The organism is Amycolatopsis sp. NPDC003865, from assembly GCF_053605345.1.
On record NZ_JBSGJA010000029.1, the window covers coordinates 93695 to 111178 of the forward strand.

16 protein-coding genes are annotated in these 17484 nt (G+C 71.2%); 14 read left to right on the top strand and 2 right to left on the bottom strand.

Features of this window, described 5'->3' with window-relative positions:
• Window positions 1-90 precede the first annotated feature (90 nt).
• The 5 genes from ACWEVP_RS43950 (at window position 91) to ACWEVP_RS43970 (ending at window position 6396) form a co-directional block, all read left to right on the top strand.
• Complete coding sequence (locus ACWEVP_RS43950) at window positions 91-1080, top strand: IniB N-terminal domain-containing protein (RefSeq protein WP_452068531.1); 990 nt, start codon at window positions 91-93, stop codon at window positions 1078-1080.
• Between the two features lie 101 nt (window positions 1081-1181).
• Window positions 1182-2966, top strand: a complete 1785-nt coding sequence (locus ACWEVP_RS43955; protein ID WP_452068532.1) for a dynamin family protein — start codon at window positions 1182-1184, stop codon at window positions 2964-2966.
• The gene (locus tag ACWEVP_RS43960) at window positions 2963-4165 is read left to right on the top strand and encodes a GTPase (RefSeq protein WP_452068533.1); all 1203 of its coding nucleotides are present in this window, start codon (window positions 2963-2965) and stop codon (window positions 4163-4165) included. The genes ACWEVP_RS43955 and ACWEVP_RS43960 overlap by 4 nt, the downstream gene beginning before the upstream one ends.
• Before the next feature lie 123 nt (window positions 4166-4288).
• A complete protein-coding gene (locus ACWEVP_RS43965) occupies window positions 4289-5833 on the top strand; it encodes an acyl-CoA synthetase (RefSeq protein WP_452068534.1) in 1545 nt (514 codons plus the stop codon).
• A complete protein-coding gene (locus tag ACWEVP_RS43970; protein ID WP_452068535.1) occupies window positions 5833-6396 on the top strand; it encodes a TetR/AcrR family transcriptional regulator in 564 nt (187 codons plus the stop codon). Before ACWEVP_RS43965 ends, ACWEVP_RS43970 begins: the two co-directional genes overlap by 1 nt.
• Here ACWEVP_RS43970 and ACWEVP_RS43975 read toward each other — a convergent pair.
• Window positions 6371-6766 carry a TIGR03618 family F420-dependent PPOX class oxidoreductase gene (locus ACWEVP_RS43975; RefSeq protein WP_452068536.1) on the bottom strand — a complete coding sequence of 132 codons (396 nt, stop codon included), beginning with the start codon at window positions 6764-6766 and terminating at the stop codon, window positions 6371-6373. The two genes, ACWEVP_RS43970 and ACWEVP_RS43975, sit on opposite strands and share 26 nt — an antisense overlap.
• A 156-nt stretch (window positions 6767-6922) precedes the next feature.
• On the opposite strand from ACWEVP_RS43975, the gene ACWEVP_RS43980 reads away from it, so the two are divergent.
• A complete protein-coding gene (locus ACWEVP_RS43980) occupies window positions 6923-8128 on the top strand; it encodes a glycosyl hydrolase family 8 (protein ID WP_452068537.1) in 1206 nt (401 codons plus the stop codon).
• On the opposite strand, the gene ACWEVP_RS43985 is transcribed toward ACWEVP_RS43980, so the two are convergent.
• Entirely contained in the window at window positions 8125-9108 is a 984-nt protein-coding gene (locus ACWEVP_RS43985) for a Gfo/Idh/MocA family protein (RefSeq protein WP_452068538.1), read from the bottom strand. The two genes, ACWEVP_RS43980 and ACWEVP_RS43985, sit on opposite strands and share 4 nt — an antisense overlap.
• A gap of 96 nt (window positions 9109-9204) precedes the next feature.
• Here ACWEVP_RS43985 and ACWEVP_RS43990 point away from each other — a divergent pair, with 96 nt between their 5' ends.
• From ACWEVP_RS43990 to ACWEVP_RS44025, 8 genes are all read left to right on the top strand, one after another.
• Window positions 9205-10152, top strand: a complete 948-nt coding sequence (locus ACWEVP_RS43990) for an ABC transporter substrate-binding protein (RefSeq protein WP_452068539.1) — start codon at window positions 9205-9207, stop codon at window positions 10150-10152.
• Entirely contained in the window at window positions 10139-11017 is an 879-nt protein-coding gene (locus tag ACWEVP_RS43995; RefSeq protein ID WP_452068540.1) for an amino acid ABC transporter permease, read from the top strand. The genes ACWEVP_RS43990 and ACWEVP_RS43995 overlap by 14 nt, the downstream gene beginning before the upstream one ends.
• Entirely contained in the window at window positions 11010-11777 is a 768-nt protein-coding gene (locus ACWEVP_RS44000) for an amino acid ABC transporter ATP-binding protein (RefSeq protein WP_452068541.1), read from the top strand. The genes ACWEVP_RS43995 and ACWEVP_RS44000 overlap by 8 nt, the downstream gene beginning before the upstream one ends.
• On the top strand, window positions 11774-13492 hold the full coding sequence (locus tag ACWEVP_RS44005; RefSeq protein ID WP_452068542.1) for an aminotransferase class V-fold PLP-dependent enzyme: 1719 nt from the start codon (window positions 11774-11776) through the stop codon (window positions 13490-13492). Before ACWEVP_RS44000 ends, ACWEVP_RS44005 begins: the two co-directional genes overlap by 4 nt.
• 44 nt (window positions 13493-13536) lie before the next feature.
• Window positions 13537-13914, top strand: coding sequence for an effector-associated constant component EACC1 (locus ACWEVP_RS44010; protein ID WP_452068543.1), 378 nt, complete (start codon window positions 13537-13539; stop codon window positions 13912-13914).
• A gap of 164 nt (window positions 13915-14078) precedes the next feature.
• Complete coding sequence (locus ACWEVP_RS44015; protein WP_452068544.1) at window positions 14079-15656, top strand: alpha/beta hydrolase; 1578 nt, start codon at window positions 14079-14081, stop codon at window positions 15654-15656.
• Between the two features lie 154 nt (window positions 15657-15810).
• Window positions 15811-16710 (top strand): ABC transporter ATP-binding protein, encoded by a 900-nt coding sequence (locus ACWEVP_RS44020; protein WP_452068545.1) that lies wholly within the window; start codon window positions 15811-15813, stop codon window positions 16708-16710.
• Window positions 16707-17438, top strand: coding sequence for an ABC transporter permease (locus ACWEVP_RS44025; protein ID WP_452068546.1), 732 nt, complete (start codon window positions 16707-16709; stop codon window positions 17436-17438). Before ACWEVP_RS44020 ends, ACWEVP_RS44025 begins: the two co-directional genes overlap by 4 nt.
• Window positions 17439-17484 lie beyond the last annotated feature (46 nt).

The following is a 17484-nucleotide window of genomic DNA, read 5'->3' on the forward strand; positions in this document are numbered from 1 at the left end:
GTGGGGGCACCGGCTCCCTAACTTGATGTCGGAGCACCGGTCCCTGCGGCCGATGCTGTCCCCCGAACCACCGGACCAGGAGAAATCCCCATGGACTCCGTGCAGACCTTGCACGACTTCGCTCTGAACCTGCTCAACGACCCGACCGCGCTCGCGGCCTTCGGGACGGACCCGCAGGGCGCCCTCGCCGCCGCCGGTCTCGGTGACGTCAGCGCCGCCGACGTGCACGAGGTCATCCCGCTGGTGCTCGACTTCGTCCCGGTCGACAGCCTCCCGGCCGTCGGTGGCCTCCCGGCCGTCGGCGACCTGGCCCCGGTCGGCACCGACGCCCCCGGCATCCAGGGCGCGATCGACCAGCTCACCGCCCTCACCGCGGGCCTCGGCCTGCCGGCCACCCCGGAGCTGCCGGGTGTCGGCGACCTCGGCGTCGGCGAGCTGCCCGCCGTGGGCCAGCTGCCCGCCGTCGGCGCGCTCCCGGGTGTGAACGACCTCACCAACGTCGGCAACGTCACCGCGCTGGCCGGCAACGTGCTCGGCGGCGACCTGGCCAACGGCCTCGACTCGGCCGCGCTGACCAACCTGACCGCCGCCCCGGCGTACCTGACCGACGCCAACGACGGTGTCGTCGCCGGCGCCGTGGACCAGGGCTACCAGGCCGTCGGCGGTGCCGTCGACCAGGCGCACCAGGCCGTCGGCCTGGCCAACGCGCAGGTCCACGAGGTCACCGGCGACGTCCACGACGTCACCAGCGGCCTCGGCGTCGGCGACCTGGCCGGCAACGTCACCGGCCACATCGGCGACTTCACCGGCATCATCAAGGGCGCCGCCGACCTCGACGTGAAGCACGTCACCGGCGAGATCTCGCACAACGTCGGCGACGTGACCGGCGCCGTGACGAACGCCACCGGCATCAACGTGGAGCACAACGTCGCGGGTGCCGTCGGCGACATCGCCAGCGGCAACAGCGCCGGCACCGCCGTCCACGACGTGGTCTCCGACGTGGCGGACGTCAGCCACAACGCGCTGGGCAACCTGCACATCGGTGACATCGCGTCGAACGACATCCACCTCGGGCACTGATCCCCGAACCGGTCACCGGTGCCCGTCCCGCGGTCTGGGTGCAGCCGCGGGACGGGCACCCGGTGTGCGCACGGGGAGTAAACCGGGGACACTCGTCCGCTGTGACCGCACCGGCTTGGCTCGAAGTGCTCAACGAGACGCTGGACGCGTGCCGCACACACGGCCGCGCCGATCTCGCCGAGCGCCTTCGCAGACGTCGTGACGCGCCCGAGGGGCAGATCCGCCTCGGCGTGCTCGGCTTCCCCAAACAGGGCAAGGGATACCTGCTCAACGCGGTGCTGAACGCGCCCGTGTGCGCCGTCGGCGACGCCGCGACCCCCGAGGTCCCCACCGAAATCGGCTACGCCGCCGAACCCGCCGCCACCCTGGTCGGCCGCTCCCGCGAACGGACTCCCGTCGCGGTCGAACGGCTCAGCGGGGAGCTCGGCGCCCGGCCCGCCGGCACGCTCAGCCGCGTCGAGGTGGGCGTGCCGCGGGAACTGCTGTCCGCCGGGCTGGTCCTGGTGGACACCCCGCCGGTCGGCGACCCGCGATCGCCGCGCACCGCCGCCGCGCTCGACCTGCTCGCCGAAGCCGACGCGGTGATCCTCGTCTCCGACGCGACCGCGCCGCTCAGCGCGGCCGAGCTCGCGCTCGCCCGGCACGTGCGCACCTGGTGCCCGCACGTCGTGCTGGCGCTCACCAAGATCGACGCTTCGCCCGGCTGGCGCGCGGTCGCCGAACGCAACCGCGGGATGCTCGCCGAAGCGGGGATCGACGCGCCCGTGCTGCCGGTTTCCGCCGTCGTGCGCCAGGCCGCCGCGAAGACCGGCGACGCCGAGCTCAACGCGCGTTCGGGCTTTCCCGAACTGCTCACGTGGATCGCCGAACAGGCCGCCCGTCCGCCGGAGCAGTCTCGCGCGCTGCTCGCTGCCGTCGGGATCCGGGCCGCCGCCGCGGAGCTCGTCGAGTCGCTGCGCGACCGCATCGACACAGCCGCACAAGACGCCGGGCTCGGCCAGGCCGCGCTGCTGCAGCGCGCGCAACGGCGGGCCGACGACCTGCGGCGGCAGAACACCCGGTGGCAGAACCTGCTTTCCGACGAGATCACCGACCTGATGGGTGACGTCGAGTACGACCTGCGCGAGCGGACGCGCAAGATCGTCAACACCATCGACCAGACCTTCGACGAGGGCGACCCGGCGAAGGTGTGGGACGAATTCGCGCCGTGGCTGGACAACGCGCTGGCCGAAGCGATCGAGACGAACTACGCGTGGCTGACCGAACGGGCGCAGTGGACCGCGCAGGCGGTCGCGGCGTGCTTCGGCGCGCAGTACGACCACGCGCTGCCCGACCTGCCGCTCGACGGCTCGGGCGTGGAAAGCCTCGACGACGTCCGGCGGCCGAAGATCGAGAAGTTCAAGATCGGCCAGCAGGCCTTCACCGGCCTGCGCGGCTCGTACGGCGGGGTGCTGATGTTCGGCCTGGTGACCAGCCTGCCGTGGCTGGGCCTGCCGCTGATCAACCCCGTGTCGATCAGCGCCGGCGCGGCGTTCGCGGTGAAGACGATCCGCGACGAGGGCGGGATGCGGCTGCAGCGGCGCCAAGCCGTCGCCAAGCAGGCGGCGCAACGGCACGTCGACGACGTGTTCCTGCGGTTCAGCAAGGAAAGCCGGGACGCGATCCGCGTCGTGCAGCGGCGGCTGCGCGACCACTTCACCGGCCTGGCCGAGGACCTCGCGGACGAGCTGACGCGCGAGCGCGAGACGATCATGGCCGGCTCGGCCGAGCGCGAACGCAAGACCGGCCACATCCGCCGGGAGATCGACCGCCTGGCCGGGCTGCACCAGCGCGCGGGTGAGCTCGGCACGATCGCCGGGCGGAAGCGGCGGGAGCTTTCGGCGTGACGCAGGACGTCCGCGACCTGCTGCACGCCGCGGCCGGGCTCTACCGCGACGACCCGCGGGCTTCGGCCCTCCTGCACGACTGCCTGAACCGGCTGGAGCAGCCGCTGCGCGTCGCGTTCACCGGGGCGCCGTCGTCGGGCAAGTCGACGCTCGCCGCCGCGCTCGGCGAATGGCCGACGCGGGCGCTGCGCGACCTCGTGCTGCTCGACGACCCCGGCCCGGCCGACGACTTCCCGGACGCGACCGTCCGGCTCGTGCGGCACCTCGAGCCGGACGAGCTCGCGGCGGCGCACGCACCGGGCGGCTCGGCGTTCGCGCGGCAGAGCGCGGTCAACTCGGTGCTGGTGCTGTCGCGGGCCGACGAGGTCGGCGCGGGCCGGATCGACGCGTTGCTGACCGCGAAGCAGCTCGCGCGCCGGGCGTGGCGCGAAGACCCGCTGTGCACCGGGTTCCTGGGCGTGATCGCCGTCGCGGGCCAGCTGGCCTACGGCGGCCGGTCGTTGCGCGACGACGAGTTCGACCTGCTCGCCGCGTTCGCCGCGGTGCCGCGCGAAGAGCTGGAACGGCACGTGCTTTCGGTGGACTCGTTCACCGACCCCGCGTTCCCCGGCCCGATCCCGGTCGAGACGCGGCGGTCGCTGGTGGTGCGGTTCGGGATGTTCGGCGTCCGGCTGGCGCTGACGCTGATCCGCACCGGCTGCGACGACCGCCTGAAGCTGTCGGCGGAATTGGTGCGCCGCAGCGGTCTCGGCGAGCTGCGGGACACGCTCGCGGGCTGTTTCGTGGCCCGCGCCGAGGCGTTGAAGGCGCGTACGGCGGTGATCCGGCTGGAGACGTTGCTGGCGGCCCAGCCCCGCCCGGGCGGCGACCGGCTGGTGTCCCGGGTGGAGCGCTTCGCGGCGGCCGCGCACGACTTCCGCGAGCTGCGCCTGATCGCGGACATCACGGGCGGCCGCACGGCGTTGTCCGGTGAGCCGGCGGAAGAGGCGATCCGGTTGCTGGGCGCGCAGGGCACGTCCCCGGCGGACCGGCTGGGCCTGGACCCGGACGCGGACCCGGGCGACATCTACGACGCGGGCCTGGACGCGCTGCGGCGCTGGCGCCACGAGGCGGAACGCCCGGACAAGCCCCACGCCGAACGCACCGCGGCGCACGTCGTGGTGCGGTCGACCGAGGGGCTCTTGGCGCTGTTCGCCTGACGCGGCAGGAAGAAACCGGCAATCCGGGCGCCATGGTCATCGTTGTCCGCTGTTGACGGGCCGGGGAAGCGCGGCGCACCATAGACCGGTCTATGGTCCAGCGCCGGCCCGAGGAGTCCTCCGATGCCCGAAGACGTCCGCCCCCGCGTCCGGTTGTTCGGTGAGCTCCTGGCGCACTGGGCGCGCGAACGACCCACCGGCACCGCGCTGATCTTCGGCGACCGGCGGTGGACCTGGGCGGAGTTCGACGAGCGCGTCCGGCGGCTCTCGGGCGCGCTGGCCGCCGCCGGGATCGGGAAAGGCGACCGCGTCGCCTTCGTCGACAAGAACCACCCCGCCTGCCTGGAAACCACCTTCGCGGCCGCCGGCGCCGGTGCCGCGAACGCCGTCGTCAACTGGCGGCTTTCCGGTGACGAACTCGCCTACGTCCTGAAGGACGCCGGCGCGAAGGTCGTCTTCGTCGGCGCCGAGCTGGTGCCCGCGCTCGACGCCGTCCGCGACCGGCTGCCGGCCCTGGAACGCGTGGTCGTCGTCGGCGGCGAGCACGACGAGTACGAGGACTTCCTGGCCGCCGGGGAGCCGCACACCGCGTCCGATGTGGACGAAGACGACGGCGTCCTGATCATGTACACCAGCGGCACCACCGGCTTCCCCAAGGGCGCGGTGCTGACCCACCACAGCGTCATCGCGCACGGGCTCGCCGCGGGGACCGCGTTCCCGATCGGCGCCGGTGACGTCAACCTCGTCGCGATGCCGCTGTTCCACGTCGGCGGCAGCTGCTACGCCGTTTCCGGGTTCCTCTACGGCGAACCGTCCTACCTGACGCGCGAGCCGGACGCGGCGTCGTTGTTCGCCGCGCTGCAGGCCGGGATCACGCACGCCTTCCTGGTGCCCGCCGTGGTCGCCGGGATCGCGCAGGCCGGCGAGGCCGCGCTCAAGGCGTTCTCCCGGCTGAAGTACCTGTGCTACGGCGCTTCGCCGATGCCGCTGCCGTTGCTGCGCACGGTGCTCGCGGCCTGGCCGGACGTGAAGTTCGCGCAGGTCTACGGCATGACCGAGCTGTCCGGCGCGGTCACCGCGCTGGACCCGGAGGCGCACCGGGACGCCACCCGCCCCGAACGGCTCGCCTCGGCGGGTACCGCACTGTCCGGTGTGGACATCCGGATCGTCGACCCGGTGACCGCCGAAGACGCGGAGGTCGGCGAGGTCTGGGTCCGCACCGAGCAGCGGATGGCCGGTTACCTCGGCAAGCCCGAAGCCACCGCGGAGACCATCGTGGACGGCTGGGTGCGCACCGGCGACGTCGGGCGCCTCGACGACGGCGGGTTCCTGTTCCTCGAGGACCGCGTCAAGGACATGATCATCACCGGCGGCGAGAACGTCTACTCGCCGGAGGTCGAGCGGGTAGTCGCGGAGTTCCCCGGTGTCGCCGAGGTGGCCGTGATCGGTGTGCCGGACGAGAGGTGGGGCGAGCAGGTCAAGGCCGTCGTCGCCGGCGAGGGGCTCGACGCCGACAAGCTGATGGAGTTCTGCCGCGAACGGCTCGCCCACTACAAGTGCCCGCGCAGCGTCGACGTCGTGGAAGCGTTGCCGCGCAACGCGACCGGCAAGATCCTCAAGCGTTCGCTGCGCGAGCCGTACTGGCGGGACCAGGACCGGAACGTCTGATGCCCGCGGTCACGCGGCAGGCGTACTTCGAAGCCGCGCTGGACGTGCTGGCGGAGCACGGGTTCACCGAACTGAACGTGGGCCGGCTGTGCCGCGCCCTCGGCGTCACGAGCGGTTCGTTCTACCACCACTTCGGCGGCTGGCCGGGGTTCGTCGAGCGGCTCCTGGAGCACTGGGAGAACCGGCAGGTGCTGATCCTGCGCGCGCGGAACTTCGGCACCGGCGGGCCGTCGGCGGACTTCGCGGCGCTGATGGACTTGACGCTCGGGCTGCCGCACGAAGCGGAGGCCGCCATCCGCGCGTGGGCGGCGAACGACGAAACCGTGCGGGCGGCGCAGAAACGCGTCGACTCCGCCCGGCTGCGGACGGTCGGCGCGGCGGTCAAGGGAATAGTCGGCGACGGCGACCTCGCGCGGACGCTGACGTCGCTGGGCATGGCGATGCTGGTGGGGCACCAGCAGCTGGCGTCGGCGGGGGAGCACAGCGAACTGGCGACCCTGCTGGCCGAGTACACGCGGCTGGTGCACTCACGACGGGTTACGCGTTGCCGAGGACCCGCGTGATCGCGATCTCCAGGACCACCCGCTGCGGGTTCGGCTTGGGCTGCCGGTAGCGCGCGGCGTACCGGTTTTCGGCGTCCCGCACCGACTCCGGGTCGTCGCGCAGCACGGCACGTCCCTCCAAAGTGGACCACTTCGGCCCCTCCAGCTGGCAGACCGCGACGGGGACGCCGTCGGCGCCCGCGGCCCGGATCATCCTGGCCTTGACGGACGTGCCGAAGGTGATCACGCGCGCGAGCCCGGCCTCGAAGTCCACGGTGACGCCGACCGCGACGACGTGCGGGGTGCCGTCCGGCCGGACCGTCGTGAGAGTGGCCAGCCGTCGCTCGGTCCAGAACGCGCGGAAGCCGGGTCCGCGGTCGTCGATCTTCATGGGTCACACGCTAGTCCGTCCGGGTGGCCGGCCGCTCGGTGAGACCACTCACGGTCATAGTAAGGAAAGTTTCCTAACAGTCTTGACCTGGTCTTGAACCTTCTGTCAGGCTCTGATCGCCGTCGCCGCAGCCAACGATGTCTCTACGGAGGAGCGATGAAGAAGATCGTCCGGGCGGTGGTGGCCACGGCCGCGCTCGCCGCCGGGCTGCTGAGCGTGCCGTCGGCCGCGTCCGCGGCCGGCACCCCGTACGTGTCGGGGACCCTGCGGCCGTCCGTCTCGCAGGCCACGCAGGATGCCGCGCTGCAGAAGTACTACGACTTCTGGAAGCAGAACTTCCTGACGACCAAGTGCGGCAGCGGCACCTACGCCGTGCTGTCCAAGGACGCCGATCACGCCTTCGTCGCCGAGGGCGAGGGCTACGGCATGACGATCTCGGCGATGATGGCCGACAAGGACCCGCAGGCCCGCTCGATCGTCGACGGGATCCTGAAGTTCGTCAAGGCGCACCCGTCGGTCAACAACAAGGACCTGCACGCGGCCGAGCAGGACTCGAACTGCAGGAGCGTCAACGGCAGCGACTCCGCCACCGACGGCGACCTCGAAATCGCCTACGGCCTGCTGATCGCGGACAAGAAGTGGGGCAGCGGGGGCTCGGTGAACTACAAGGCCGAGGCCATCCGGATCATCAACGCGATCAAGAAGAGCGAAGTCAACGGCACGACGAAGTTCACGCTGCTCGGCGACTGGGGCAACGACGCGGAGTACCGGAACAGCTCGCGCTCGTCGGACTGGATGCCCGGCCACCTGCGCGCGTTCGCCACGGCGACCGGCGACAGCTTCTGGACGTCGGTCCGCACCCGCTCGGAGACGGCGGTGAGCCAGCTCCAGTCGTCGTACGCGCCGAACACCGGGCTGCTGCCCGACTTCGTGGTCAACACGAACTCGACGCCCAAGCCGGCGCCGGCGGACTTCCTCGAGGGCCCGTACGACGGCAAGTACAGCTGGAACGCGTGCCGCGACCCGTGGCGCCTCGGCGCGGACGCGATTTCGTTCTCCGGCAGCGCGGCGGCGGCGCAGGTCCGCAAGATGAACACGTGGATCAAGTCGGCGACGGGCGGTGACCCGGCGAAGATCCAGAGCGGCTACTCGCTGTCGGGCTCGAAGACCGAAAGCGGCCAGCACCCGTGCTTCACGGCGCCGTTCGCGGTGGCGGCGATGACGGACGCGGGCAGCCAGGCGTGGCTGGACAAGCTGTGGACGGCGGTTTCGACGTGGTCCCCGGACGCGACGGACTACTACGGGACGGGCATCACGGTTCAGGTGCTGCTGATCCTGAGCGGCAACTACGTGGCCGCCTAGCTCGGCTCGCGCGGCGGCAGTCCCGCGGCGCGGTAGATCTCGTCGATCACGGTCATCGTCTCGACCGCGTCCGACGGCGAGGTCTTCACCGGTTCGCCGTGCAGGACTGCCGCCGCGAACGCGTCCAGCTGGTACTCGTACGTCGCCCGGCGGGGGAACTTCTCCGTGCGCCGCGCGCCGTCGATCCGGACCGTGAACCGGTGGTACGCCTGAGGCATCAGCGGGTTGAACACGGAAACGGAACCGCGTGACCCGATCACCTTCGCGCTGATCTTCAGCAGCGAGGACGACCACATCGAGCACGTCACCCGGCCCGTGTGGCCGGAAGGGAAGCGGAGCTCCGCCGTCATCGCGCGGTCCACCCGGGGTGACCGCAGCCGAGCCGAAGCCGAAACGACCGAAGGTGTCTCGCCGCCGAAGATCCGGGCCATGTGGACCGCGTAGCAGCCCGCGTCCATCGTCGCGCCGCCCGCCAGGCCGTAGTCGTAGCGGATGTCGGAGAACTTCGGCAGCGGGAAGCACAACGCCGTCTCCACGCGCTGCAGCGTGCCCAGTTCGCCCGACGCCACGATTTCCTCCACCCGCAGCGCCAGCGGGTGGTACCGGTAGTGGAACGCCTCCATCACGACGCGGTCCGACGCCGAAGCCAGTGCCGCGATCTCGCGAGCCTCGTCCGCGTTCGCCGTGAACGGCTTCTCGCACAACACGTGCTTGCCCGCTTCCAGCGCCGCCCGCGTCCACTTGCCGTGGAGGCCGTTCGGCAGCGGGTTGTACACGGCGTCGACGTCCGGATCCGCCAGCAGCTCCTCGTAGGACCCATACGCCGTCTGGATCCGATGCCGCGAAGCAAACGCTTGCGCGCGATCGCGGGAGCGCGCGGCGACGGCCGTCACCGAGACGGCGGGGTGCGAAGAAGCGGGCTTGACCAGGGCAGCGGGGGCGATGCGAGCCGCCCCCAGGACGCCGATCCGCAGGCTCATGCCGCGAAGCTAGCACCGAACCGGATTTCAACAGCCAGTTGACCTCTTCAACAACGAGTTGTACCGTTCCGGCCAGCCGAACAGTGGAGGTCCGTTATGTCCCGTTCCCGCGCCGCTCAGGCGGTGTTGCTCGCGAGCCTGGCCGTCCTGGTGACCGCGTGCGGTGGTGGTCCGGACGGCGCGGGCGGGACGTCGCAGGCCGCCGGCGCACCCGCGTCCGGCATCCCGGACACCGCCGCGATCGTCCAGGGCGTGCAGAAGGACGCCCAGCTCAACGCGGCCCTGCCGGACACCGTCAAGACGGCGGGCCTGCACCTGGCGTCGAACCTGCAGTCCGCGCCCAACAACTTCTACGCCGCCGACGGCAAGACCCCGATCGGTTACGAGGTCGACCTCGCCAAGGCGATCGCCGCCAAGCTCGGCGTCCAGGTGACCCACCAGGACATGGCGTTCGGCTCGCTCATCACCAGCCTCCAGTCCGGCCGCATCGACCTGACCATGGCCGGCATGAACGACACCAAGGCCCGCCAGGCGCAGATCGACTTCGTCGACTACTTCACCTCGGGCATCACGATCATGATCCGCAAGGGCAACCCGGACGGCATCACCGGCCCGGACACCCTGTGCGGCAAGAACGTCGCCGTCGTGCAGGGCACCAGCCACCAGAAGTTCGCCGAGGCGCAGAGCACCAAGTGCACGCAGGCCGGCAAGCCCGCGCTGAACGTCACCGCGACCGACAGCGACAACCAGAACCAGAACCAGCTGCGCACCGGCCGCGTCGCCGCGATCCTCAACGACCTCCCCAGCGCCGTCTACATCTCGCGGACCGCGGGTGACGGCAAGTTCTTCGAGGTCGTCCCGGGCGAACCGATCGACGGCGGCCCGTACGGCATCGGCGTCAACAAGGCCAACACGCCGCTGCGCGACGCCGTCCAGAAGGCGCTGCAGGCCCTCATCGCCGACGGCACCTACGGCAAGATCCTGCAGGCCTGGGGCGTCGAGCAGGGCGCGATCAAGGAGGCTGCCGTCAATGGCGGCTCCTGAACCGCTGCCGATCGTCCGGCTGAGGCACTGGGGCCGCTGGGTCGCCGCCGCGATCATCATCGCGCTGCTCGTCCTGCTCGGTATCGCCCTCGGCAACGCGCAGATCGCGTGGAACCAGGTCCCGGACTTCGTCTTCTACAAGGTGATGGCGACCGGCCTGCTCAACACCGTCGTCCTGGCCGTGCTGTCCCAGGCCGTCGCGATCGTGCTGGGCATCGTCATCGCCCTGCTGCGCCGCAGCGCCAACCCGGTCGCGCGGTGGTTCGCCGCCGGCTACATCTGGATCTTCCGCGGCCTGCCCGTGCTGCTGCAGATCCTGCTCTGGTACAACCTGGCGCTCGTTTTCCCGGTCATCGACATCCCGTTCCTGGTCCACGAGCAGACGAACGTGCTGATCAGCGCGTTCACCGCCGCGTTCCTCGGCCTGGCGCTCAACGAAAGCGCGTACATGGCCGAAATCGTCCGGGCGGGACTGAACAGCGTCGACAACGGACAGACCGAGGCCGCGAAGTCGATCGGCATGACGCCGGCCGCGACGCTGCGCCGGGTCGTGCTGCCGCAGGCCATGCGCGTGATCATCCCGCCGACCGGCAACGACTTCATCAACATGCTCAAGGGCACGTCGATGGCCTCGGTGATCGGCGTGACCGAGCTGATCCACGCGGCCAACAACATCTCCTCCAACAACCTGCTGGTGATGGAGACCCTGCTGGCCGCGGCCGTCTGGTACATGGTCGTGGTGACCGTCGCCGGCGTCGGCCAGCACTACCTGGAACGCGCCTTCGGCCAGGCCGAGCGCGGGCCGCTCGCCCGCGCCGGCAAGGCGTTGCGCGGGGTGCCGCTGGTGAGGAGTGCCCGTGTCTGAGCCACTGCTGCGCGCCGTCGGCGTCCGGAAGTCCTACGGCCACACCGAAGTCCTCGGCGGCATCGACCTGGACGTCCACAAGGGACAGGTCGTCTGCCTGCTCGGCCCGTCCGGCGCCGGGAAGAGCACGTTCCTGCGCTGCATCAACCACCTCGAGACGATCGACGCCGGCCAGATCTGGGTCGACGGCGAGCCGATCGGCTTCCGGCAGCGCGGCGGAAAGCTCTACGAGCTGCGCGAACGCGAGGTCGCCCACCAGCGCCGGGACATCGGCATGGTGTTCCAGCGGTTCAACCTGTTCGCGCACCGGACGGCCCTTGACAACGTCGTCGAGGGACCGATCCGGGTACTCGGGGTCAAACCGGACGAAGCCCGCAAGCAGGGGCTGGCGCTGCTCGACCGCGTCGGGCTCGCGCACCGCGCCGACGCGTACCCGGCCCAGCTGTCCGGCGGCCAGCAGCAGCGCGTAGCGATCGCGCGGTCCTTGGCGATGAAGCCGAAGCTGATGCTGTTCGACGAGCCGACGTCCGCGCTCGACCCGGAGCTGGTCGGTGAGGTCCTCGAAGTGATGAGTACGTTGGCGGGGGAGGGGATGACGATGGTCGTCGTGACGCACGAGATGAGCTTCGCCGCGGAGGCCGCCGACGAGGTGGTGTTCCTGGCCGACGGAGCCGTCGTGGAGACCGGGCCGCCCAGCGAAGTATTGAGCGCGCCGAAGCACGAACGCACCCGGCAGTTCCTGGCGAGGATCCTCGCGTGACGCGGATTTCGCCCCGGTACCTGCTCCAGTTCGACGAGCCCGCCGGCTACCTCGACTTCGCCCGCTTCGGGCCGCCGTCGCACGCTGTCCTCGACACGACGGCCGCCCTGCTCGACCAGGCCACCACGGCCGGCCCGTCCACTGTGGACGAGCTGATGCGGCAGGAGATCCGGGCCAAGGCCGCCGCCGCGCGGCTGTCCGGTTCGGACACCGACCACACCGTGCTGCTCCCCAACACGAGCCTCGGGTTGTTCCAGGCCGCGTTCCACAGCGCGGGCGAAGTGCTGGTGTCGGCGTCGGAGTTCCCGGCCAACAGCTACCCGTGGGCCCGCGCCGAACAGGCCGGGCGGCTGCGTGTCCGGCGTCTGACCAGCGGTTACGTGACGCCGGAGCGCGTCGCCGCGGCGCTGACGCCGGAGATCACCACGGTCAGCGTCAGCGCGGTCGACTTCCGCACCGGCTACCGCGCCGATCTCGCCGCGCTGCGCGACGTCGTGGGCGACCGGCTCCTGGTCGTCGACGGCATCCAGGGCTTCGGCGTCGTCGAGGAGCCGTGGGAGGTCGCCGACGTCCTGGTCGTCGGCGGGCAGAAGTGGCTGCGCGCGGGCTGGGGCACCGGCTTCGCGGTGCTGTCGGATCGCGCGCTGGAGCGGATGGACCCCGTGTTGTCGGGCTGGACCGGCGCGCGTGACCCGGGCCTGTTCGACGACGAGATCCACCCGCCGGACGCCACCGCGCAGGCCTGGTCGATCTCCAACCTCAGCCCGATCACGTCCGGCGCGTTCGCCGAAGCCCTCGAACTGGTCGAGGACGCCGGCGTCGGCGCCATCGCGGCGCGGATCGCCGAGCGGCTGGGAGCGTTCGAAGAAGTGCTCGCGTCCTGCGGCGCCGAAGTGGTGTCGGCGGTCGACCGCCGTGCGGGAATCCTGGCGTTCACGCTGCCCGGGCACCCCGCCGAACAGGTCGGGGCGGCGCTGGCGAGCGCGGGGATCGCGGCGACCGTGCGGCCCGAGCACGTCCGCCTGTCGCCGCACGCGTCGACGCCCGTGGCCGCCGCGGACCTGCTGCGTTCCGCGTTGGAAACCCTGACCCGGCCGCGGGAACCGCTGGTCGTCCCGGCCGCGGGAGCGACGACGCACGAGGTGCTGACGGCGCTGGTGCCGGCGATCCCGGGGCTCGCGGCGATGCTCGGACCGGGCAACGAGGTGCTGCTGCACGACCTGAGCAGGCTGCCGGACTCGATCGTCGCCATCGCGGGCGACCTGACCGGCCGCAGCGTCGGCGGGCCGATGACCGACCTGCTGCTCGGCCTGGTCCGGCGCGGCACGACCCAGGACCTGACGAACTACCGCACGCACGGTCCCGACGGCCGCGCGATCCGGTCGTCGACGCTGTTCCTGCGCGACGCCGACGGGGTCGCGGTCGGCTGCCTGTGCGTCAACAGCGTCGACGCGTCGGCTTCGGCGGGCGGCAACGGGGAGCCGGAGACTTTCCCACCGGACGTCGACAGCCTGCAGCGGTTCCTCGTCGACCGCGCGGTGACGAAGGCCGGGATCCCGGTGGACCTGATGAAGAAGCGGCACAAAGCGGCCGTGGTCCGGGAACTCGACGAAGCCGGTTATTTCCTGATCAAGGACGCGGTCGACCACCTGGCCGGCCGGCTCGACGTCACGAGGTACACGATCTACAACTACCTCAACGAAATCCGTGCCTGATCGGGGCCTTGCCCGCACGCGTTCCGCAGCGGACCATGGCGCGCATGACCGAACCGGACACTCGGTGCGCGGTGCTCAGCATCGAGGCGCCGGACGCCGACGCGGAGGAGCTGGACCGCCTCGCCCGCCGGCTGCGCGCGGAGCTGGGCGAGCTGGACGTCGACTTGCGCGCGCTACCGGCGGAGGCCCCGGCGGGCGCGAAGGCGGCGGACCCGGTGACGGTGGGCTCGCTGCTGGTGGCGTTCAGCGCGGCGGGCGGGGTGTTCCCGGGCCTGGTGGAGACACTGAAGGAGTGGCTGGGCCGCCAGGCGGGCAAGCACAAGATCAAGGTGACGATCGACGGCGACACGGTGGAGCTGGAGCGGGCGACTTCGGCGGAGCGCCAGCAGCTGATCGAGGCCTTCGTCCGGCGGCACGGCTGAAGCGATCCGCCGCACAGTCCACTTCGGACGGCTGCGTGCCCTCGATGACCGGTTTCCGCCTTTCGTAGGGCATTCCCGGCCGCCACCCCGTTTGCCCTGCCCGAAGCCCCTGGCCCGGGTCTAGGGTTCTCCCGCCCGCAGTCGCAGGGGAAAGGGAGGAAACAGTGAGACGTGTCTTGATCGCCGCGGTCACCGCCGCGGTGGCGACCGCGCTCGTGAGTGCGCCGGCAGCGAGCGCCGCGCCCGCGCCCGCGAACCAAGCCGGGACGATCGCCTGGGGGCCGTGCACCGATCCCACGCTCGTCGCCGCCGGCGCCGAGTGCGGGTTCCTGAGCGTGCCGCTCGACTACTCGAAGCCGCACGGCGACCGGATCCAGCTCGCCGTCGACCGCGTCAAGCACAAGGTCCCCGACGCGCAGTACCAGGGCGTCATGCTGACCAACCCCGGTGGCCCCGGCGGTTCCGGCCTGCTGCTGGCCACCCGCGGGCCGCGCGTGCCCAACCACGCCGGCGACGCCTACGACTGGATCGGCTTCGACCCGCGCGGGGTCGGCTCGAGCAAGCCCGCGCTCAGCTGCGACCCGAACTACATGGACTACGACCGGCCGGAGTACGCGCCGTTCACCCCGCAGCTGGAGAAGACCTGGCTCGCCCGCTCGAAGGGCTACGCCGAGGCCTGCGCGAAGAACAACCCGAAGGCCTTGCTGGAGAACATGAAGACGACCGACACGGTCAAGGACATGGACTCCATCCGCCAGGCGCTCGGGGCGAAGCAGCTGAACTTCTACGGCTACTCCTACGGCACCTACCTCGGCCAGGTCTACGGCACGCTCTACCCGAAGAACGTGCGCCGGATGGTCCTCGACTCGACCGTCGACCCGCGCGGTGTCTGGTACGGCGACAACCTCAACCAGGACGTCGCCTTCGACAAGAACATCCTCATCTGGTTCGGCTGGCTTGCCCAGCACGACGACGTCTACCACCTCGGCAAGACCCAGGCCGCCGTGCAGCGGGTGGTCAACGAGCAGCTGCTGAAGACGTCCTTCACCTCCGCGGGCGGCGTGATCGGCCCGGACGAGATCCTCGACGTCATCCAGCAAGCCAGCTACTACCAGCTGCGGTGGACGCTGCTGGGCGACGCGCTGTCCCGGTTCGTCAACCAGGGCGACTGGCAGAACTGGAAGACGCTGTTCGAGGCCTTCGGCGGCCGCGGTGACGACAACGGCTACGCCGTCTACCTCGCCGTCCAGTGCACCGACGTGCAGTGGCCGCAGAGCTGGAACCAGTGGAAGCGCGACAACTGGCAGACCTTCGCCAAGGCGCCGTACTTCACCTGGCAGAACGCGTGGTTCAACGCACCCTGCCTGTACTGGCCCGCGAAGGCGGGCAAGCCGACCAAGGTTGACGGCAAGGGCGTCCAGAGCGTCCTGATGATCGACGAGACGCTCGACGCGGCGACGCCCTACCCGGGCAGCCTCGAGGTCCGCAGCCGCTTCCCGGGCGCTTCGCTGATCGCGGAGCCGGGTGGCACCAGCCACGCGATCACCCCGCGTGGCAACGCGTGCGTCGACACCAAGATCGCCGACTACCTGGCGACGGGTGCGCTTCCGGCCCGCAAGCCGGGCCGCACGGCCGACGTCGAGTGCGCCCCGCTGCCGCAGCCGACGCCACCGGCGCCGACCGCGGCCAAGGCCGGCCTCGCGGCGACGCAGGGTCTCGTGTCCGGGCGGTTCACCGGCTGACCTGCGTAAACCACTCCTGGACGGGGTGCCGGGCCCAGTGCCCGGCACCCCGTTTTCCTGCTTTCCCACACCGGGGGCTTTGAACCTGCGCGGACTTTGTGTTACAAAGTGCGAGTCGAGTTTGCGTTTCAAAGTTCACGAAGGGAGGGACGCCATGACTGGGGGACCGGCGTTCACACTGTGGGGCCTGACCAAACGGTTCGGCCGCGTCACCGCCGTCGACGGGGTGTCCGTCGAGGTCGCCCGCGGAGAGGTCGTCGCGCTGCTCGGGCCCAACGGCGCGGGCAAGTCGACCACCGTCGACATGCTGCTGGGGCTCACCAAGCCGGACGCGGGAGCCGTCACGGTCGAGGGCGGCAGCCCACGCGAGGCCGTCGACCGCGGGCTCGTCGGCGCCATGATGCAGAACGGCGCGCTGCTGGGCGACGTGACGGTCGGCGAGATCGTCGATCTGATCGTTTCGACCCACGCGAACCCGCTGCCGGCGAGCGAGGTGATCGCCCGCGCGGGCCTGGAGAACCTCGTGAAACGCCGCTGCGGCAAGCTTTCCGGCGGCGAACGCCAGCGCGTCCGGTTCGCCCTCGCGCTGGCCGGCAACCCGAAGCTGCTCGTGCTCGACGAGCCCACCGCCGCGATGGACGTCGACGGCAGGCGCGCGTTCTGGGCGGCCATCCGCGAGTTCGCCGCCGGCGGCCGGACGGTGCTGTTCGCGACGCACTACCTCGCCGAGGCCGAGGACTACGCCGACCGCGTCGTGCTGATGCGCCACGGCATGGTCGTCGCGGACGGGCCGGTCGCCGAGGTCCGGGCCGCGGTGTCCGGGCGGGTGCTCAAGGCCGCCGTCCCGGGCGCCACCGAGACCGACCTGGCGCGCCTGGCCGGCGTCACGTCCGTGCAGCTGCGCGCCGGCCGCGCCGAGCTGACCTGCGCCGACTCCGACGCCGCCGTCCGGGCGCTGCTGGCGGCGTTCCCGCAGGCGGCCGACATCGAAATCACCGCGCTCGGGCTCGAAGAAGCCTTCCTGGCGCTGACCGCCGAGGAGGCCGCCGCGTGAACACCACCTACCTGAGCCTGGAGATCAAGCGGATCGTCCGCAGTCCCCAGTTCACGATCTTCACCATCGGCATGCCGCTGGCGATGTTCCTGCTCTTCGGCTCGATCTTCGGCAAGCTCGTCGCGCCGAACGGGCTGGCGTCCGACGTCCAGACCATGATCAACCTGGCCGCGTACGGCGCGAGCGGTGGCGCGCTGTTCACCGGCACGCGGGTGGCGCAGGAACGCACCGACGGCTGGCAGCGCCAGCTGCGCCTGACGCCGATGCGCGGCCCCGGCTACCTGGTCGTCAAGGTCGTCTCGGCGATGGCCGTGGCGCTGCCGGTGCTGGTGGTGCTGTTCGCCGCGGGCCTGGCGATGGGCGTCGAGCTGACGGCCGCCCAGTGGGGCCTGGTGCTGGTGTCGCTGTGGCTCGGCGTCCTGCCGTTCGCCGTCCTCGGCCTGGCCATCGGCCTGTTCGGCAAGGGCGACACGGTCGGCGCGGTCACCGGCGCGCTGATGATGCCGCTGGGCATGCTCGGCGGCCTGTGGATCCCGCTCTACGTGCTGCCGGACTGGATGGCGACGCTGGCGCACTTCTTCCCGACGTTCTGGCTCGGCCGGGTGGGTCTCGAACCCCTCGCGCACGCGGGTGGGATGGGGCTCGCGGTGCTCGTGCTGGCCGGCTGGCTGGTCGTGCCGGCCCTGATCGTGGTGCGCCGGTTCCGGCTGGACACGGCCAGGCTGTGAATGCTTGTTAACCTCCGTGCAGTACTGAGGGGTCTGCGCGGACGAA